The sequence below is a fragment of the Streptomyces sp. NPDC056628 genome, from assembly GCF_042792555.1.
GTDB lineage: Bacteria > Actinomycetota > Actinomycetes > Streptomycetales > Streptomycetaceae > Streptomyces.
Map to the genome: position 1 here is coordinate 1 of NZ_JBHTWG010000035.1, position 19379 is coordinate 19379.

The 19379-nt window shown below is 70.2% G+C and carries 15 protein-coding genes and 2 pseudogenes; 10 read left to right on the plus strand and 7 right to left on the minus strand.

Annotated elements, in window-relative coordinates; genetic code table 11:
* The first annotated feature begins 140 nt into the window (after positions 1-140).
* The 3 genes from ACFRAC_RS30050 (at position 141) to ACFRAC_RS30060 (ending at position 4023) form a co-directional block, all read left to right on the plus strand.
* Positions 141-638 carry an Hsp20/alpha crystallin family protein gene (locus ACFRAC_RS30050; RefSeq protein ID WP_382934881.1) on the plus strand — a complete coding sequence of 166 codons (498 nt, stop codon included), beginning with the start codon at positions 141-143 and terminating at the stop codon, positions 636-638.
* 767 nt (positions 639-1405) lie between these two features.
* Entirely contained in the window at positions 1406-2527 is a 1122-nt protein-coding gene (locus ACFRAC_RS30055; protein ID WP_382934884.1) for a hypothetical protein, read from the plus strand.
* 443 nt (positions 2528-2970) lie between these two features.
* Positions 2971-4023 (plus strand): acetate/propionate family kinase, encoded by a 1053-nt coding sequence (locus tag ACFRAC_RS30060; RefSeq protein ID WP_382934886.1) that lies wholly within the window; start codon positions 2971-2973, stop codon positions 4021-4023.
* 437 nt (positions 4024-4460) lie between these two features.
* On the opposite strand, the pseudogene ACFRAC_RS30065 reads toward ACFRAC_RS30060, so the two are convergent.
* Positions 4461-5144 (minus strand): annotated as a pseudogene (locus ACFRAC_RS30065) (acetoacetate decarboxylase family protein).
* 250 nt (positions 5145-5394) lie between these two features.
* On the opposite strand from ACFRAC_RS30065, the gene ACFRAC_RS30070 reads away from it, so the two are divergent.
* A complete protein-coding gene (locus ACFRAC_RS30070) occupies positions 5395-6531 on the plus strand; it encodes a PQQ-dependent sugar dehydrogenase (protein ID WP_382934888.1) in 1137 nt (378 codons plus the stop codon).
* Between the two features lie 224 nt (positions 6532-6755).
* Here ACFRAC_RS30070 and ACFRAC_RS30075 read toward each other — a convergent pair whose 3' ends face one another.
* Positions 6756-7763, minus strand: a complete 1008-nt coding sequence (locus ACFRAC_RS30075) for an alpha/beta hydrolase (RefSeq protein ID WP_382934890.1) — start codon at positions 7761-7763, stop codon at positions 6756-6758.
* 217 nt (positions 7764-7980) lie between these two features.
* Between ACFRAC_RS30075 and ACFRAC_RS30080 the strand changes: the two are divergent.
* Positions 7981-8154, plus strand: a pseudogene (locus tag ACFRAC_RS30080) (IS5/IS1182 family transposase); the annotation flags it as partial.
* Positions 8155-8166: 12 nt separating this feature from the next.
* Here the strand turns inward: ACFRAC_RS30080 and ACFRAC_RS30085 are convergent.
* Entirely contained in the window at positions 8167-8544 is a 378-nt protein-coding gene (locus ACFRAC_RS30085; RefSeq protein ID WP_382934893.1) for an NEW3 domain-containing protein, read from the minus strand.
* A gap of 388 nt (positions 8545-8932) precedes the next feature.
* On the opposite strand from ACFRAC_RS30085, the gene ACFRAC_RS30090 reads away from it, so the two are divergent.
* On the plus strand, positions 8933-9298 hold the full coding sequence (locus ACFRAC_RS30090; RefSeq protein WP_382934896.1) for a VOC family protein: 366 nt from the start codon (positions 8933-8935) through the stop codon (positions 9296-9298).
* A 276-nt stretch (positions 9299-9574) separates the two neighbouring features.
* Here the strand turns inward: ACFRAC_RS30090 and ACFRAC_RS30095 are convergent, their stop codons facing one another.
* The 4 genes from ACFRAC_RS30095 to ACFRAC_RS30110 are packed head-to-tail and all read right to left on the minus strand — an operon-like array spanning position 9575 to position 14698.
* A complete protein-coding gene (locus ACFRAC_RS30095) occupies positions 9575-11482 on the minus strand; it encodes a glycogen debranching N-terminal domain-containing protein (protein WP_382934899.1) in 1908 nt (635 codons plus the stop codon).
* On the minus strand, positions 11479-12810 hold the full coding sequence (locus tag ACFRAC_RS30100; protein WP_382934902.1) for a hypothetical protein: 1332 nt from the start codon (positions 12808-12810) through the stop codon (positions 11479-11481). The genes ACFRAC_RS30095 and ACFRAC_RS30100 overlap by 4 nt, the downstream gene beginning before the upstream one ends.
* Before the next feature lie 20 nt (positions 12811-12830).
* Positions 12831-13631, minus strand: coding sequence for a sugar phosphate isomerase/epimerase family protein (locus tag ACFRAC_RS30105; protein WP_382934907.1), 801 nt, complete (start codon positions 13629-13631; stop codon positions 12831-12833).
* 20 nt (positions 13632-13651) lie between these two features.
* The gene (locus ACFRAC_RS30110; protein ID WP_382934909.1) at positions 13652-14698 is read right to left on the minus strand and encodes a zinc-binding alcohol dehydrogenase; all 1047 of its coding nucleotides are present in this window, start codon (positions 14696-14698) and stop codon (positions 13652-13654) included.
* 128 nt (positions 14699-14826) lie between these two features.
* On the opposite strand from ACFRAC_RS30110, the gene ACFRAC_RS30115 reads away from it, so the two are divergent.
* The 4 genes from ACFRAC_RS30115 to ACFRAC_RS30130 are packed head-to-tail and all read left to right on the plus strand — an operon-like array spanning position 14827 to position 19363.
* On the plus strand, positions 14827-16230 hold the full coding sequence (locus ACFRAC_RS30115) for an ABC transporter substrate-binding protein (RefSeq protein ID WP_382934915.1): 1404 nt from the start codon (positions 14827-14829) through the stop codon (positions 16228-16230).
* Positions 16231-16261: 31 nt separating this feature from the next.
* Positions 16262-17278: a carbohydrate ABC transporter permease gene (locus ACFRAC_RS30120; protein ID WP_382934921.1), complete on the plus strand. Its 1017-nt coding sequence runs from the start codon at positions 16262-16264 to the stop codon at positions 17276-17278.
* A complete protein-coding gene (locus ACFRAC_RS30125; RefSeq protein WP_382934927.1) occupies positions 17278-18144 on the plus strand; it encodes a carbohydrate ABC transporter permease in 867 nt (288 codons plus the stop codon). Before ACFRAC_RS30120 ends, ACFRAC_RS30125 begins: the two co-directional genes overlap by 1 nt.
* A 16-nt stretch (positions 18145-18160) precedes the next feature.
* A complete protein-coding gene (locus ACFRAC_RS30130) occupies positions 18161-19363 on the plus strand; it encodes an ROK family protein (protein WP_382934930.1) in 1203 nt (400 codons plus the stop codon).
* The last annotated feature ends 16 nt before the right edge of the window (positions 19364-19379 follow it).

The window sequence follows — 19379 nt, forward strand, 5'->3', positions numbered from 1 at the left end:
GGCCGTCCCCGGCACCACGGGCACGTCAGCCGTCGCAGGCCACTCGGACGTCTCCCCCCACACACGTCACAAGGAGTCCGCCTGGCTCGCATGACCCCGAAGAGAGACGAGATCACAAGAAGAAGAAGGAGGCGTTGGGAATGGCTACACCTGTCCGGCACCAGCGGGGTGCCACAATGCAGGCCAGGCCGGTTGGCTGGGCACGCAATCCGCTGACGGAGTTCGACCAACTGCTCAGCGAGATGAGCGGGCTGATCGAATCCACGGTGGGAGCCGCGGCGCCCGCAGTCGCGTGGACACCCCTGGCGGACGTCACGGAGTCCGACGACAGTTTCCGCATCGAGATCGAACTCCCCGGTGTCAAGAGCAAGGACATCGACATCGAAGCGAACGGCCAGGAACTGGTGGTCACCGGAGAAATCAAGGAGAAGGAACGCAAAGGTGTCCTGCGACGGAGCACCCGCCGCACTGGAGCCTTCGAGTATCGGCTGCGGCTGCCGGGAGAGGTCGACACCGAAAAGATCAACGCGCAGATGTCGGACGGGGTGCTCACCATCACCGTCCCGAAGGCGGACGTCGCAAAGCCCCGCCACGTCGAGATCAGCCAGTCGAGTGAAAGCACCGGGAACAGCGGCTGAGACGCGAACGCCGCGGTTCCGGACACCCGTCCGGAACCGCGGCCGGGTTGGCGAGGCGCGACATCCGGGGTGACCCATGCGCGACGACCCGCATCACAGCCCGTCACGGCGGCGGGGGCTCGCCATGTTGCTCGCCAGCGGCTTCCTGTCGGCGCCGCAGACGCCAGCCGCGCAGCAGCCGAAGGGGAGCAGACCCAGCGGGTCAACTCCCCACCAGTCACACGGTCCTGTTCGGGCAAGGCCGACCTCACGAACTGAGCCCGTGAGGCGCCCACAATGAAAGGCGCTCCTCCGGGGGGACGGTTGAGGAGGCTTTCGAGTGGCCCGCAGAACGGCCCAGCTATGCCTACCGCGACCAGGTTGCGCCTTCCTGCTCCCGCGGTCACGGATCAACGACGCCGTCCGCGTGGAGCGGTATGCGCTCACCGGGTTCGAGGCCGACGTCGTGCACCCGACGGGCGGCCCCGGCGAGACTGCCGGGCAGGCCCAGAGGAAGCTCAGGTGGCCCGCCAGCCGTCCCGACGCCGAGGAGCACGCAGCGCTGCGCCTCACAGGCCGGTCGGCGGCGCGGCGTGCGGTGCGTGCCGGGGTGATGCCGGGGAGGTCTTCGCGGTGGTCGACGCGCTCGTGGACCGATGGTCGGAGCGGGTCCTGTGACCGCCTGCACCTGCGGGTGGGGGCCGGAGTGTCACGCGGCGTCGACGTTACCTCTGCGGCGTCTGTGGGCACTTGGGATGCGGCGGGGCAGCCGACGAGGAGGTCCAGTCATGCAGGTCTCGTCGCAGGGCGTTACAGTCGTGGCTCTCTTGGCGGATCCGGACGCGCCGACGGAGATCGCTCAGCGCATGGCCCGGACTCTTTCCTCTCGGCTCGCCGACAAGTCGGGCCAGGGGCGACGGTTCGACGTCGAGGTGGTCAGCGAGCCCTTCACCGCCGGGGCGGAAGACCCGCCCACTTTGATGCGGCGGATCATGGACCGTGGGAGTACGGAGAACTGGGACATCGTCGTGGCCCTCACCGACCTTCCGCTGCACTCACACGGGCGCAGGCTCGCTGTGAACCTGAATCACGAACAGGGCCTGGCGCTGCTCTCCCTTCCTTCACTGGGAGGCCTGCGGCTGCAGACGAGGGCCCGGCAGGCCGTAGAAGAAGCCGTGCTCGGCATGGCGGATCCGGACATGACCGGGGCCGACGGGCCTCCACGAAATCAGCCGCTGCCGGGGCCCTCCGTCGATCGTCCCGGGCCTGATCATCCGGACCAGACCGGTGAGAAGGAGACCGAGGATCTTCGGTACGTCGTCGGTGGGCCGCGCGGTTACCTGAGGGTGCTCGCCGGTATGGTCCGCGCCAACCGGCCGTGGCGGTTGGTGCCGGGCTTGTCGAAAGCCCTGTCGGCCGCGCTCGTCACGGGGGCGGTCGCCACCGTGAACTCCACCGTCTGGACCCTGGCCGCGTCCTTCGGGACGCCACGCCTTGTGATCGCCACGGTCGGATCTGTCGCGATCATGATCGGCTGGCTGATCATAGACGCGGAGCTATGGGATCGATCGGCAGAGAAGTCGCCGGAGGCGAGGCAGAGGACGCGGCTGTACAACGCCTCGACGGTCGCGACCGTCGGCATCGGGGTGCTCGTCTGCTATGCGGGGTTGCTGGTCATCAACTGGGTGTTGGCCCTGTTCATTCTCAACGACCATGTGTTCGCTTCCACGACGCGGACCCCGCTGCACGCCGAGGACTACGTGACGCTGGCCTGTTTTGTCGCTGCCGTCGCCACGGTGGGCGCCGCGCTGGGATCAGGGTTGGAGAGCGACGAGGCGATCCGGGCGGCCGCCTACTCCAAGCGCGAACAGGAGCGTCGCCGCCAGCTTCAGGAGAACCACGATGACTAGCGCGCCGCGGGCCGGCCTGCCGCCGGCCCTGGGTCGGCCCTCCGGTTCGGGCAGGGACCTCGCCTCCGGTCTGCGGGAGGAACCGCCCCCGCACCGCCTGGGGCGTCCGCCGGCAGACGGACGCCACGGCGCCACCGGCGGCTAACGGACAGGTCGACCTGGCCGAGGCGTGGGCACCCGTTCTGGAGGAGGGCGACGGGGACATCGGCGTCCTTCCCGGCCGACCCGCCGAGCCGGGCGGGGCACCACCCGATCATGACCGAGGCCACCCCTGAGCAAAGGTCGAACTCCGCGGCGGGCCCACCGTGCCGGAGGACGCAGCGCACTGGAGGTGCGTGATGAGTGCCGACCGCTCCGACGAGAGCCTTAAGGGTCATGTACTGGTCCTCGCCGCCGGCTCCTCGAGCCTTCACACAGTTCTGTTCGCGGCGGACGGTGAACGGGTGACGGATCGACACTCCTCGGAACCCCCGGGGCCCGCTGCGGCGGCGGAACTACGGAACCTCCTCAGCGAGGTGCCCGCTCCTGCGGCGGTTGGTCACCGCATCGTCCACAGCGGTCCCCACCTGACGGGACATACGCCGATCGACGCACGCGTACGGTCTCTGCTGGCGGACGTCGCCGATCTCGCGCCGCTGCACGTGACCCCTGCCCTGTACGTGGTCGACGCCGCACGGGAACTCCTGCCCGATGTTCCTCATGTCGCCTGCTTCGACACTGTCTTTCACAACGATCTGCCGGCAGAAGCGCGCACGTACGCCGTGCCGGAGCGGTGGCGAGCCGAATACGGGCTGCGCCGGTACGGCTTCCACGGGCTTTCCTACGCGTGGGCCCTGCAGAGGACGGCGCAGGCCCTGGGCCGACCCGTCGACGACCTCCAGGTCGTGCTCGTGCACCTGGGCGGTGGCTGCTCGGCCTGTGCCGTCCGGAACGGACGCAGCGTGGACACCACCATGGGCTTCACTCCGCTGGAAGGGCTGGTGATGAGCCGGCGCAGCGGCAGCCTCGACCCCGGCGCGCTGCTGTGGCTGCAGCGGCGGCATGGTCTGAGTACGGACGAACTGGATGACACGCTCCACCGGCATTCCGGTCTGCTCGGCCTCTCCGCCACCTCCGGGGACACCCGGGACCTGGTGCGTGCCCGCGCGGAGGGTGATGCCGCGGCCGCGTTGGCGCTGGCGACGTTCACGCTCAGCTGCCGCAGGGGCATCGCCGCGATGGCCGCCTCGCTGGACCGGCTGGACGCACTGGTCTTCACCGGGGAGATCGGCGAGGACCAGCCCGAGGTACGCGAGGAGATCTGCTCGGCTCTGGCTGTTCTCGGTGTACGAGGCGGGCTGCTCGTCCCCCCACTGGAAGATCTGATGCGGGAGGGCCACCGGCGCATCGATCAGGCGGTGAGAGGTGTCCCGGTCCTCGTGGTCGCCACCGGCGAGATACGGCAGATCGCAGCCGAGACACGACGGGTACTCGGCATTGCTGACGGGACGCGGTAGCTGTCACCGGTTGTTCGTCGTCACGTCTGGCGCGTGGCCAGTCGTGTTCTGCCCAGTCAGCGGAACGTCACCCTCGAGGTCGACCCCCTGGACGCTGCCCGGAGCCAGGGCTGAGGCGTGCTCGCCGTGGGCCTGCGGAAGCCGACGTCCGCACGCCCTGCCGCGATGTGGCGGTAGCCGTCAACGCGACGAAGCGTCCGACGCGTCCTGGGCTTCGCCTTCCCCGCCGCCGAGCTGCGCCGGGCACAGCCGCGCGCTGTACACACGCTCCGCCGGCTCGCGCTCCGCCTCCGCTGTGCGCCGGGCACGTGCCTCGGCGTCGGCACAGCCGTGGGACGACGGTAACCGCCAGGTCAGCCGCCGGAGCGCGGTGCGAGTGAGGACACGGGCAGGGACCGGGCCGCGGGCGACGCCGGAGCGGGTGGCCTGATCGGTGGTCAGGCGGTGGCTCCTCGCAGCTTGTGCCGGTACGGGACCGAGGTGGGGACCGGCATGTGCAGGGCGAGCTGCCCCTCCGTCATCACGTCGAACTGAACGGTCCTGAACGGCTTCAATGAGCGCAGGTCGTCAACCATACGGCCCTGACCGACCTGGAGGGTGAGGTCCGGTGCCGTTGGCCACGCGGGCGGTCGTCCGGTCGCGGTCGATGTCCACGTCGAGCCCGGTGACCCACTTGGGGAAGCCGTAGCCGTCGTGGCCACATACCTGGGCGATCTCCGTGCTGACCGGCAGGGACAGCACGCATGACTCGAGGCGTTCGTTCTTGAGGCCGGTGACCAGGTCGAAGAAGCCGAGCCCCGTGTGCCGTGCGGGTTTGACGGCGACGCCTACCGCGGCCTCGGTGTAGAAGTCGATGTCGCCGATGTCGTAGCGGAAGAACATGACGGAGACCAGGCCGAGCCCCGGGGCGACTTCCAGGGGCGCCAGCTCTGCGGGCAGCCGGTTCCGATCGCACGCGACGGCGCGAGCGTCGTGAGCCGGGCGGTCGAGATGCGGTAGGAGAAGTTCGGGGTGAGCGTGGGGCCGATCGGGGATTCGACCTGGGTCTTGGGCAGTTGACGGAAGAAATCCACGCCGCTGACGCGCGGGTCGCGGGCGATCTCGTCGAGGTCGGGATCCATGCGGTACCGGTCGTAGAGGCCGCCCTTGGGGGGCGGGGAGCCGGGCGGCGAGGACCGGCCGATTGGCGACGCTCGGCGCAGCTGGTCTATACCAAGGGCGGCCGTCCCAGTATCCTCCCCCGTATCCGGCCGGTAGCACAGGGTTCCCTCCCCACACCCCCCACAGGTTGCACGCTGTCGCAGACGACCCCGCACGACCGGCCCGGGCAGTCACGCGACCTGCCGATTCACCGCCTCCAGGAGGAACACGGTGAGAGTTCGCACCAGAAGCTCGGCGATCATCGGCACCATCTGTCTCGTCGCATCCCTCGCCCTGACCACGGCGTCCGCCGACGAGCCCGCTGCCCCACGGCAGGCGGCGCACATCACCCTCAAGAACGTGGCCACGGCCAAGAACCCCACGGCAGGGGCCGCCGGACCCGGAGGGAAGCTCTGGATCGCCGAACGCGCGGGCACGGTCCGGGTCCTCGGCGACCGGGGCCTCGGCAGGCCCGTCCTGGACATATCGGCGGAGACCACCGTCGACGGCGAACGCGGGCTTCTCGGCATCGCGTTCGACAGACGGTTCGCGCACTTCTACATCTCGTACACGAACCTCGAAGGCACCAGCACGGTGGACGAGTTCGCCGTACGCAGGGGCAAGATCCAGCCCCACACCCGCCGCACCGTCCTCACCCAGACACAGCCCTACGCGAACCACAACGGCGGCGACATCAAGATCGGCCCCGACGGCTACCTGTACATCGCCCTCGGCGACGGGGGCTCCGGCGGCGACCCGCATGGCAACGGACAGAACCTGGGCACACTGCTCGGCAAGCTCCTGCGGATCGACCCCAGGGGCGGCACGCCCTACGCTATCCCGGCGGACAACCCGTTCGTGAACACCCCGGGCGCCAAGGGTGAGATCTGGTCGTACGGACTGCGCAACCCCTGGCGGTTCTCCTTCGACGCGGGCACGGGCGACCTGCTGATCGGCGACGTCGGCCAGAACGACTGGGAGGAGATCGACTGGGCCCCCGCGAGCAGCACGGGCGGAGAGAACTACGGCTGGGGCCAGATGGAGGGCACCCATCCCTTCCGCGGCGGCACGGAGCCCGCGAACCACGTACCGCCGGTCCATGAATACGACCGCACCAACTTCGGCTGCTCGGTGACCGGCGGCTACGTCTACCGTGGCAGGGCGATACCAGCCCTCAAGGGCCAGTACGTCTTCAGCGACTACTGCGACGGCACCATCCGCTCGCTGCGGCTGAAGAACGGCAAGGTGACGGCCGTGAACGACCTCGGGGTCAACGGCGGCGAGGTCATCTCCTTCGCGCAGAGCGGCAGCGGCGAACTGTACGTCTTCGCCATCGGCGGCAGCGTCTTCCGTATCGATCCGGCGTAACGACCCGCAGCCGGCAGCCGGCAGCCGGGCGACCAAGCTCCACCCCGGCGCGCTTGAGCACCTCCGCAGGACTCCCGTCCGCCTCGGCGTCCTCGTCCTGCGTCGCAATGATGCGGCCACGAGGACGCCAAGTCCTGCTCCCTTTGCGACGGGTGGCGATCGTCCGCCGCGGTGCGTGACCTCGTTCCTGAAACTCACCTAGGAACCGGTTGCGGGAAAAAGATTCACTGGCCATACACGTTCAGAAGGTGCTCCAGCCAGTTGCGGCGTGCCGCGACAGCGGCCTTGCTGATCCGTGCCTCGGGGGCTTTCCGGTCGAAACCGTGGATTCCGCCGGGCCACACGTGCAGCTCGGCTTCGCCGCCGGCCTGCCAGATCCGGTCGGCGTAGGCGAGGACCTCATCGCGCAGGCACTCGGCGGAGCCGACGTCGAGGTATGTGGGCGGCAGGCCGGCCAGGTCGGTGGCGCGGGCGGGCGCGGCGTACTGCGGCACGTCAGCTTCGCCCTGGGCGTCGCCGAGCAGCGAGCTCCAGGCGAACCCGTTGCGGCTGCGGTCGAAGAGTTCGACGTCGTCCATCTGCAGGGCTGAGGCGCTGTCGTTGCGGTCGTCGAGCAGCGGGGCAATCAGCAGCTGGCCGAGCAGGCGGGGACCGCCCTTGTCGCGCACGGTCAAAGCGAGCGCGGCGCTGAGGGTGCCGCCGGCGCTGAAGCCCGTGACGACGATGCGTTCCGAGTCGATGCCGAGCTCGTCCGCGTGGTCGGCGACCCACAACAGACCGGCGTAGGCGTCGTTGATCTGGGCGGGGTAGGGGTGCTCGGGCGCGAGCCGGTAGCCGACCGAGATCAGCGTGGCCCCGAACCGCTCGGCCGTCTCGAGTATCTGGTCGAGCCCGGTGCGGTGATCGCTACCGTAGAAGCCGCCGCCGTGGATGAAGTAGAGCGCCGGCCGCGATGCGGGCGCGCCGGTGGGTGTGCACACCAGCAGCGGGATCTCGGGGGCGCCGTCCAGGCCGGGCACCGAAGGCTGGACGACGGTGAAGCGCCCGCCATGGCTGAGGTCCTCGAGCGCCGCCACCGCGGCGTCGACCTCCGCGCGGACCACCGACAGCTTTTCGAGGCTCATCGGCGCCGAGTCCGGTTCCTCCGCCAGGTAGGCGTCATAAGCGATTTGGAGTTCGGCATCGAGAGGAACGGGAACGGCGGGCACGTTCTTTCCGGGTGCAAGATCCATACGCGCACGCTAGCGTCCCTGTTCCGTTCGCATCATCCGGATTTCGGCACCTTGCCGATCGCGCAGCAGGGCCGGGCGGATCAACGGCGCGGGTCAGGCGTGGGCCTGCTCGATCTCGACCAGGCCCACCGAGTAGGTCCGGATCTTGATACCGGAACACAGAAGTGCCCCTGAGCTGCGCTGAACGGACTTATCGCAGCAGGCGACACCGGTTTGCAAGGCTCAGCGCAGCCCTGCGGACAAGGCTTACGACGTGCCTTGCCCGCGGACATGGTTGCGGGGCAAGCGCATCGGGGTGCGCATCGACCGCAAGGGCATCGAGAGTGGCGAACGACGAGGCCGGCGCCGCCTGGTGATCGAGCGGACGATCTCCTGGTTGTCGGCTGTGCGGGTGGCCCGGGGTTCAGGAAGTGCTCACCGTGAGGGTGCCGTCGCCGTAGGACCGCTGTGTTCCGCGCACGAGGTAGGTCGCGGTGGTCGACGCGGTGCCCGGGGTGGCGGGGATGGTGACGGGGACCCTCGCGGTGGCGCCCTGACCCCGCTTCAGGGTGGGCACGGTGACGGACGGCGCGCTCCAGCCGGACGGCAGTTTGAGGGAGACCCAACCCGAGGGCAATCCCTTGTCGTTCTGGCTGACGACTCGGACGGTCACCTCGGTCGCCGTTCCGGCGGGCAGGGAGACGGGCGGGGTGACCGTGACGGGCGCGCAGACGCCGCCGAGCCACCGCATGTCGAAGGACGAGAAGGTGATGTGCTGGTATTTCGCGCGCTCCCACAGCATGCCCACCCGGTCGTTGCCGGCGGTGCCGCGGCCCAGTGGGGTGAGCGTGGAGTAGGCGGCTGCGCCGGTCTCGGCGGTCCTGCGGGTCGGCCAGTTCCACCCGTTGTCGCAGGAGAGCCGGACGGCCCCAACCGATGACCGACCCGCAGAGGGTGCACGACGACCGCCCGGACCAGGGTCGGTCGGCATGCCGATCGGCGCCTCCGACGGCCGAGCATCGGAATCGCTGATCATCAGGCCGGAGACCAGCTGCCGGCACAGCGCAGCCGAGAGGCGCGAACATGGCGCCGGTTCAGGGGATGCGCCCAGCGGTGACGGCGGTTGGGGCGGGATCATGCCCCACCTCTAGGCTGTTGATCGCGGAAGTCCCCGACGGCTCGGAGATGCCATGCCTCTGCGGTTGGTTGCGATAGCGCTGGACTGCCCCGATCCGCTGGCTCTGGCGGCGTTCTATCAACAGGCCACAGGCCTGGCATTGCACCCGAAGTCGGACGCCGACTTCGCGGGCCTCACCGGCGAGCATGGACTCTCGCTCGGTTTTCAACGGGTCGACGGCTACCGGGCCCCGAGCTGGCCTGACCAGATCGTTCCGCAGCAACTGCACGTCTGCTTCAAGGTCGATGAGGACCTGGGAGAAGCCGAGGCACGGCTGAGGGAGCTCGGTGCGGGCAAGCCTGATCATCAGCCTCACGGGGACAAAGCTCGAGTTCTCACCGATCCAGCCGGACACCCCTTCTGCGTCATCGCACGCTGATCGCCGGACACGGACTGCTGCGGCGGAGTGAAACGACGACCCGTGCGGCGTTCTTCGGCCGGTTGACGGTGTCTAGCGTCAGGTTCAGGTGCGTCTTCGCGTCTTCGCCCCGCCGCTCCCTCCAGCCGGCCAGTGGCACAGCGCCTGCCCGGACGGCGCACTGGGTGCGGCGTGCTAGGTGCTCACCTGAGCTCGTTCAGCGGTGCCTCGGCTCCCTACCGCTCCCGGAGGTCGCTCCGAGGCGGGTCGGTGGTGGTCCATTCGTTCGGCTCGGCGTCAGACGGACTCCAGTGCCGTCCGCAGGGCCAGGGGTGTTGCCGCTGCCCAGGCCTGCGGGGAGCAGGAGTGGGGGTAGGGGACGGGCCGGGTGGTCGCGGTGCGGTCGTAGCCGGCCAGTACCTCCGGGAGGCGGTCGCCGTGACAGGCGGCGGCCGCCAACAGGCCCTGGGTGAGTCGGCGGACCTCGTCGGCGAGGCCGTGGCGGGCCAGGCCGAGAGCGATCACGGCGTTGTCGTGGGGCCAGGCGCTGCCGCGGTGGTAGGACAGCGGGTGGTAGGGCTTCTGCCCGGCGGCGAGGGTGCGGACGGCCCAGCCGGAGAAGAAGTCCGGTTCCATCAGCCGCCGTCCGACGCGCCGGGCGGCCTCGGGTTCGAGAATGCCGGACCACAGCAGGTGTCCGGCGTCGGAGGCGAGGGCGTCGACCTGGCGGCCGCGGCCGTCGAGGGCGAGCGCGGGGAAGTCGGCGCCCGTCATCCAGAAGTCCGCCGTGAAGCGACGGCGCAGGTCCGCGGCGCTTTCCCGGAGGCGCTGTGCGTAGGGTCCGTCCTGCCAGAGGACCTCGGCCAGTTCCGCGGTGCGCAGGAGGGCGTCGTAGGCGTAGCCCTGGGCTTCGGAGACGGCGATGGGGCCGTCGGCCTGGGTGCCGTCGGTGAAGCAGACGGCGCCGGCGGAGTCCTTCCAGTTCTGGTTGACCAGGCCGCCGGGGTCGGGTTCGTAGACGAGGTAGCCGTGGCGGGTGAGGCCTCCGTCGGTGAACATCCAGTCGACGGCCCGGCGGGCGTGCTGTTCCAGGCGCCTGGCCACGGAGGGGTCGCCGGTCCGCTGGTAGTGGGCGTGCAGGAGGACCAGGAAGAGCGGGGTGGCGTCGACGGCGCCGTAGTAGCGGCCGTAGGGGACCTGGCGGAAGTGGGCGAGTTCGCCGTGGCGGGTCTCATGGACGATGCGTCCGGGCTGCTCGCGGCTGACGGGGTCGTGGCGGGTGCCCTGGGTGGCGGCGAGTGCGCTGAGGGTAGCGGCGGCCGTCCAGGGGCGGTGGGGCAGGAGGAAGTAGGAGGTGAGCAGGGAGTCGCGTCCGAAGAGGGTGAGGAACCAGGGGATGCCGGCGGCCGGGACGTGGACCTCTTCGCCGTCGACGCCGGTGGCGGTGATGGTGAGCAGGTCCAGGTCGGCGAGCCCGCGGTCACAGGTGCGGGTCAGGTCGTCGGTAGCCGTGGTCGCCGAGAGGGCCGGCCGGGGCAGCGCCGGGGGCTCGGGCAGTCCGTGCGGCCGTGCGTGCACGGTGAGGTGGAGGTCCGCTTCGCCGTGGGCGTCGAGCGGGAGGTGCCAGGTGAGGGTGCGGGCGGTGAAGTGCGGGGTGTCGTCGGCGGGTGTGACGTCGTGGGGAACGGGCCGGGAGGTCAGGGCGGTTGAGGAGTGCCAGTCGGCGCGGCGGTAGTCGAGGAGCACTCCCTCCGAGGTGACGTGGGTGGTGTGCTGGGCGCCGGGTTTGTCGTAGTGGCGGTCGTCGGCGCGGAGTTCGAAGAGGTCGGCGAAGTCGGCGTCCACGGTGAGGGCGACGTGGGCGGTGACCGGTTCGGGACGGTTGCTGACCAGGCGCAGGTGTTCGCTCAACGTCCCTGCGGTGAGGGTCTGCTCGCGGAAGACGGTGTAGGCGGGCGGGTCGTCGCGGGTGCCGGCCGGGGTCAGTACGCAGGTGGCGGTGTCGTCGCTGTCGGCGTCGGCTGGTGCCAGGGCGAGCGGTGTTCCGCCGTCGACGGTGAGCTGCCACCGGCTGAGGTGGCGGGCGTCGCGCAGGAACAGGCCGTCGGGGGTGCGGCCGCGGGTTCCGGTGATGGCGCCCGCGGCGTCGAGGCGGACGAAGGTGGCGTCGCGTACGAGCTGGATGTGGTCGTCGGCCGGGCTCATGCGGTGGGCTCCTCGCGGTCGGCGCACAGCAGGTCGAGGGTGAGCGCGGCGGTCCAGGAGAAGTGCCGGGCGCCGCGTGCGTCGCCGGTGGCGGGATCGACGTACTCGGCGAAGTCGGAGGCTCCCGCTTCGGTGACGATGCCTTGGCGCAGGTTTTCGGCCTGTTCGCGCAGGCCGTGGGTGCGCAGGCCGCGGTGGATGAGCCAGGCGGTGTTGAACCAGGCGGGGCCGCGCCAGTAGCGCTGGGCGTCGAAGGCCGGGCCGGTGAGGTCGTGGCTGGGGACCAGCCGGGTGGCCGGGGCGCTGAAGCGCGGTCCGGTGAGGGTGGCGACGAGCCGGGTCGTGATGTGTGCGGGGAGGCTGGGGACGAGGAGGGGGATCAGGCCGCTCACGCCGTCCTGGGCGACCAGGGTGTCGTCGGTGAGGTCGCGTGCCCGGAAGATGCCCGCCCCCTCGTCCCACAGGCGGCCGACCAGGTGCCGGGTGAGGGTGTGGGCGCGCTCGGTGTGACCGGTGCCGTCCCCGCCCAGTTCGCGGACGATGGCGGCCAGGGCGTGTTCGCCTGCGATGAGCAGGGCGTTGAAGCAGGGGTCTTCGACCGCGAACGCGAAGGAGGTGGCCCGGTCGTCGTAGCCGGCGTCGCGGTAGTCGGTCGCCAGGCGGACGTAACGGCCGTAGTCGAGGTCGGTGGGCCGGTCGGCGGGGTGTCCGTGGTCGAGGTCGGCGCGCCGGAAGGTGTCCGGTGCGGTGGGTTCGACACGGGTGAGGGCGCGGTCCCAGCTGGGGCTGTTGTCCATGCCGGGCTCCCAGGGGTGGACCACGGCGGCCAGGCCCGCGCCACCGAGGTCGCGGCGCGTGAGGAGGTAGTCGTGCCAGGCGGCCAGGCGAGGTGCCACGCGGGCGAGGAAGCCGCGGCGCGCCGACTCGACGGGGTCCGCACGGTGCACGAGCCAGGCGGCCAGGGCGTGGACCGGAGGCTGGACGATGCCGGAGGTCTCGGGGGCGGCGGGTGCGCCCGCCGCACGGCCCGCGCTGGAGGAACGCCAGAAGTCGGGGCTGGGGAAGTAGGCGTCGTGGGGCAGGGCGGGGTTGAAGACGATGTGCGGGACGCGGCCGTCGGCCCACTGGGCGGTCAGGAGGGATTCCAGCTCCTGCTGGGCGCGGCGCACGGACAGGTGCCGCAGGCCGATGGCGATGAACGCGGAGTCCCAGCTCCACTGGTGGGGGTAGAGGGTGCGGGAGGGGACGGTGGAGGTGCCGGTCCAGTTGTCGATGAGGACCCGCGCCGCACCGCGCCGCAGTGTCAGGGCCGCGGTCGCGGTGGGCACGGGCCGATCCAGGAGGGACTTCACGCGCCGGACCTCTTGAGGAAGGCGGGGACGGAGCGGACAGCCTCGACGGGGTCGCCGGTCAGCCGGCATTCGAGGGCGAGATGGCCGTCGTAGCCGATGGTGTGCAGGGCGCCGAGCCAGGCGGGCCAGTCGAGGTGTCCGGCGCCGGGCTGGAAGCGGTTGGAGTCGGAGACCTGGGCGTGGCCGATGAGGTCGGCGTGGGCGAGGATCGCGGCGGCGGGGTCGGTTTCCTCGATGTTCATGTGGTAGCTGTCGATGCCGATGCGGACGGAGTCCAGGCCGACGGTGCGGACGAGGTCGGCGGCCTGCTCCAGCCGGTTGACCATGTGGTCCTCGTAGCGGTTGAGCGGCTCCAGGAAGAGGGTGACGCCCTCGTCACGGGCGTGCTCGCCCAGCTCGGTCAGGCCGGTGAGGAGGATCTCGCGGTCCTCCCCCTCGCCGCGCGGGGGTTCGAAGGGAGGCAGCCGGCGGGAGAACATGCCGTAGCTGGCGGGGGTCTGGGCGCCCAGGCCGCCTATCTCCGCGATCACGGTGAGCTGGGACTTCATCTGGTCGAGGGCGTCGCGGCGCCGGTCGGCGTCGAAGGCGCCGAAGAAGTGCAGCATGTCGACGCACACGGTGGGCATGACCACGCCGTCCTTGCGGGCCTGGCGCAGTTCCTCCAGGCGGGAGGCGAAGTGCAGTTCGCCCTTGCCGCGCAGTTCGATGGCGTCGTAGCCGGCCTGCTGGGCGAATTCCCACTTGGCCTGCAGGGTGTCTCCGGGCAGGAGTTGCTCCTGTGCCGCGGTCTTGAGCATGAGGGGGCCTTTCGAGACGTTCAGAATTCCAGCACGACCTGCAGCGCCTCGGCGGGGCGCTCGTCCAGCAGGACGTAGGCGTCGGCGGCGTCGGCGGCGGGCACGACATGGCTGACGAGGGAGGTGACGTCGATCTGTCCCTCGGCGACCAGGCGCAGGAAGGTCTGCTGGAGGCGCTCGACGGTCCAGCGGTGGGACAGCTGCGGAGGGACGCCGCCGATCTGGGAGCAGACGAGCTGGACGCGGTTGTGGTGGAACTCGTCGCCCAGGCGCAGTCCGATGCCGTCGCCCTGGTAGAAGCCGGATGCCACGACGCGTCCGCCGGCCGTCACGGAGCGCAGGGCCTGGTGCAGGGCCGGGTAGGCGCCGCTGATCTCGATGGCGAGGTCGGCGCCGAGGCCGCCGGTGGCTTCGCGGATGCGTTCGGCGACGGCTTCGGTGCGGGCGTTGAGGGTGGTGTGGGCGCCGTAGCGCTTCGCGGTCTCCAAGCGGCTGTCGAGGGCGTCGACGGCGGTGACGCGGGCGCCGTTGAGCTGGGCGAGGCGGGTGGTGAGCAGACCGATGACGCCCTGGCCGAAGACGGCGGCGTCCTCGCCGAGGTGGATGTCGGCGGCCAGGACGGCGTTGTAGGCGATGGCGCCGACGCGGGCGAAGGCGCCGGCGAGGGGCTCGAGGCCGGCGGGCAGGGTGTGGCCGATCATGCGCTCGGCGGGGACGATGCCTTCGCTGCGGTGTCCCCAGATGCCCCAGACCAGGTCGCCGGGGCGGGGCAGGCCCGGGACGCCGTCGAGGTCGGGGGCGGTCTCGACGACCTCGCCGACCTCGGAGTAGCCCCAGCCGGCCACGGGGTACTCGATGCCGGCGGCGCCCTCGCGGAACAGGCGGGCCTCGGGATCCCAGGTGCGCGTCAGGTAAGGATTCGTGCCGCGGTACGCGGTGAGTTCGGTGCCGGCCGAGATGCCCGAGTAGCGGGTGCGGACCCTCAGATGACCCGGGGGCAGATCGGCGGTGACCTGCTCGGCGACCTCCACCTGACGGGGGCCGGTGAATTGGACGACACGTTCCACGGATGACTCCGGAAGGGGGATTGCGAGTGCGGTTGCGTCGACAATAGCCCCCACTTATGTCTTGTCAACACGCATAAGTGATGCTGAGATGCGTGAGCAGTAGACGTAAGTCGGAACGAGGACACGCAATGCGCACCAAGAGCCGGCGATCCAACGCGATCGCGGTGGGCATCACCGCAGCCCTGACACTCGGGCTGCTCACGGGCTGCGCCAGCAGCACCGGGCCCGGGAAACCCGACCGGGAGATCACCGTCTGGACGCAGGAGAACCTGCCGGACCGGGTCGCGGTCACCCAGAAGATCATCAAGGGGTTCGAGGAGGAGACCGGGATCAAGGTCCACCTGGTCGGCGTCGACGAGGGTCAGATGCCGCAGCTGATCATGTCGGCGGCGGCCTCCGGCACACTGCCCGACGTCATCGGCGCCGCCCCCATGGGCCAGGTCTGGCAGATGTACAGCAACGGCCTGCTCAACACCGACATCCCCCGACGGATCGTCGGTGAACTGGGCCGCAGTACCTTCAACGCCAACGCGCTCCAACTCACCTCAGACGGCGCCACCAGCCTCGGCGTCCCCTCCGACGCCTGGCTCCAGCTGCTGGTCTACCGCAAGGACCAGCTCGACCAGAAGAACCTGGCCGCCCCCGGCACCTACGACCAGGCGCTCGCCGCCGCCAAGGCCCTCACCACCAAGGGCTCCTACGGCATCTCCGCGGCCACCGACCCCAGCGACGCCTTCACCTCGCAGAGCTTCGAGAGCCTCGCCCTCGCCAACGACTGCCAGCTCGTCGACGACCAGCACGCGGTCGCCCTCGAATCCCCGCAGTGCGAGACGGCGTTCACGACCTACGACGCACTCGCCCGCGACTACGGGGCCCCCGGCACCCAGACCGTGGACTCCACCCGCGCCACCTACTTCGCCGGCCGGTCCTCGATGATCATCTGGTCCTCGTTCCTGCTCGACGAGCTCGCCGGCCTGCGCAAGGACGCCCTGCCCAGCTGCTCTCAGTGCAAGGAAGACCCCCGCTACCTCGCCCGGAACAGCGGCATCGTCACCGCCATGAAGGGCCCCGACGCCGCCGAGGCCGCCCAGTTCGGTGAGATCACCTCCTGGGTCACCACGAAGACCGCCGAGACGGCGGCCTCCCAGGAGTTCATCGAGTACATGATGGGCACCGGCTACGAGTCCTGGTTCGGCATGGCTCCCGAGGGCAAGATCCCCGTCCGCAACGGCACCGCCACCCAGCCCCACCGCTACCTCGACGCCTGGCGGCACAGCGAGATCGGCGTCGACACCAAGAAGCCGTTCGACCAGGTCTACCCCGCGAGCCTGCTCAACCAGCTCGCCGCGGGCGTCAGCGACATGCGCCGCTGGGGCATCACCCAGGGCGAGGGAGCCCTCGTCGGCGCCACCAACGGCGAACTGCCCGTCCCCAAGGCCATCGGCGCCATGACCAGCGGACAGATCTCCCCCTCCGAGGCGGCCCACGAAACCGACGACGACGTCTCCGCCCTGCAGAAGTCCCTCCAGTAGCCGCCCGCATGCACGTCACAAAGGTCCGCTCATGACAACAGCCCCCGCCGGCGCACCGCAGCGCCGCGACACCCACACCGCGCCGGCCGAGCGCCCCGCCGAACACCGCCGGCCCATGACCGCCAGCCGCCGCGCCAACCGCGCCGGCCTGGCGTTCGTCTCCCCCACCTTCATCGTCGTCCTCGTCGTGGTGATCCTCCCCATCGCCTGGACGATCCTGCTCGCCTTCCAGCACGCCAAGCTCGTCGACATCCAGGGCATGGGCCTGTTCGGCAACTGGACCCTCGACAACTTCGACCAGGTCTTCGCCTCCGCCGGCTTCTGGTCCAGCCTCACCACCACCCTGCTCTACACCGCGGGCTCCACCTTCGGCTCGGTCGCCCTCGGCCTGATCGCAGCTCTCGCCCTGCGCAAGCCCTTCCGCGGCCGCGGACTGCTGCGCGCCGCCATGCTGTTGCCCTACGTCGCCCCCGTCGTCGCCGTCGCGTTCGTCTGGGAAGTCGCGCTCAGCCCGCAGTACGGCGTGGTCAACGACTGGGGACGGCGGCTGTTCGGCTGGGACGACCCCGTGGCCTTCCTCTCCACCCGCGCCTACGAAGTCGACGTGCTGGGCTGGCACTTCGACATCCCGCTCGCCCTGCTGACCGTCATCGCCTTCGAGTGCTGGCGCTACTTCCCCTTCGCCTTCCTCTTCATCCTGGCCCGTCTCCAGGCCGTCCCCGGCGCCCTGGAGGAAGCCGCCCTCGTCGACGGCGCCACCCCCACCCAACGCTTCCGCCACATCCTGCTGCCGCAGCTCATGCCGGTCATCGCCCTGCTGTGCGTCCTGCGCTTCATCATGACGTTCAACAAGTTCGACGACGTCTACCTGCTCACGGGCGGCGGCGCGGGCACCGACGTAGCCGCCGTGCGCGTGTACGACTTCCTCACCGCCCGCTACGACGTCGGCGCCGCCGCCGCCCAGGCCCTGGTCCTGGCCGCCTCGCTCATGATCCTGCTCGGCTTCTACTTCAAGTTCTTCGGCAACAAGGTCCAGGAGGAGTCGTGATGACGCGCGCCCGGTTCGAGGAGAGGTTCTTCGGCGTCCTGCGCTGGTTCGTCATCGCCTTCCTCGCAGTGATCACCCTGCTGCCCTTCTACTACATGCTGCTGCTGTCGCTGAGGCCCATCGACGCACTGCTGCTCGACCCCGGATCCCTGTGGATCTCCGCCAAGGACTTCACCCTCACCACTTACCGCGACGTCCTGCGCTCCACCGACGCCGGCGGCCAGGGCTTCCTGAAGTTCCTGCTCAACTCCGCCCTCGTCTCCCTCGGTACGGTCGCCCTGACCCTGCTGGCCGCCGTCCCCGGCGCCTACGCCATCAGCCGCCTGAAGTTCTTCGGCCACCGCCAGGTCAGCGCGCTCTTCCTGGCCGTCTACCTCTTCCCCGCCACCCTGCTGGCCGTGCCGCTGTTCGTCATCTTCGCCAAGCTGCACCTGTCCTCCAGCCTGACCGGACTCGCCATCGTCTACGTCGCCCAGACCGTGCCGGTGTCGATCTACATGCTGAAGAACTACCTCGTCACCGTCCCCTACTCGATCGAGGAGGCCGCGGCCCTGGACGGCGCCAGCCGCCTGCAGACCGTCCGGAAGGTGATCCTGCCCGTCGCCCTGCCCTCCCTCATGGCGACCGGCCTGTACGTCTTCATGATCGCCTGGAACGAGTTCCTCTTCGCGCTGCTCTTCCTGGCCGCCGACCCCGGCGAGTGGACCGTCTCCCTGGGCCTGGCACAGCTCTCCAACGGCGTGGAGGTGCCCAAGACCGTCCTGATGGCCGGGTCCGTGGTGCTGACGATCCCCGTGGTACTTCTGTTCTTCGCCGCCGAACGCCTGCTGACCGAAGGTCTGACCAGCGGTGCCGACAAGAGCTGACCACATGAGGGGCCAGATGCTGACGACGAATCAGGTCACCGCCGGAGAGCTGCTGGAACTCATCCGCAGCGGACGGGCCAACACCCGCTCCGATCTGCAACAGGTCACCGGACTATCGCGGTCGACCGTGGGCCAGCGTCTGGACCTGCTCAACCGCGCCGGCTGGCTCAAGCACACCGTCGGACCCTCCACCGGCGGGCGTCCCACCCAGCAGATCGTCTTCGACCCCTCGCACGCCGCGGTGATCGCCGTCGACCTTGAGACCCGCCACGCACGGGCCGCCGTACTCGACCTCGCCGGCACGATCCTCGCCGAGCAGACCGGGCCGATGCGCATCAGCGACGGCCCCGACAACGTGCTGGACGCACTGGGGGGCTGGTTCCCCGAGCTGATCACCGCGGCCTGCGTCGACGCCGAACGCGTCTGCGGCATCGGCCTGTCCGTCCCCGGACCCGTCGACTGGAACACCGGACGCGTCGTCCAGCCCCCGATCATGCCCGGGTGGGACCAGTTCCCCATCCGGGAACGCCTGCAAAGGGCCTACGCCGAGCACGTCGGCCCCAGCATGGAGAACGGCCCCGTCCCCGTCTTCGTCGACAACGACGCCAACCTCATGGCGCTGGCCGAGCACCAGGCCAACCACCGCGACTGCACGGCGTTCGTCCTGGTCAAGGTCTCCACCGGCATCGGGGCCGGCGTCGTCGTCGGTGACGAGGTCTACCGCGGTATCGACGGCGGCGCCGGCGACATCGGACACATCCGCCTGCACGACCGGCCCGACGTGCTGTGCATGTGCGGCTCCCACGGCTGCCTGGCCGCCGTCGCCAGTGGCCGCGCGATCGCCGGTCAGCTGTCCGCCCTGCACACCGACGCCGCCTCGGCCTCCGACGTCAAGCGCCTGCTGGCCGAGGGCAACCCCGACGCCATCCGGCTCGCCCGCGAGGCCGGCCGCCGGGCCGGGGAGGTCCTGGTGACCGTCGTCAGCCTCCTCAACCCCGGAGTCCTCATGATCGCCGGGGAGTTGTCCGGGGCCCCGTTCATGACCGGCGTCCGCGAACTGCTCTACCAGCGCGCCTTCCCCCGCGCCACCGCCAACCTCCAGGTCGTCACCTCACGCCTGGGAGACCACGCCGGCGTCATAGGTGCGGCCTCCATGGTCGTGCAGTTCCTCTACTCCCCCGCCCGCGCCGACACCCGACTGGCCGCCCTCACCTCGTGAAAGGCGCGACGCCCGC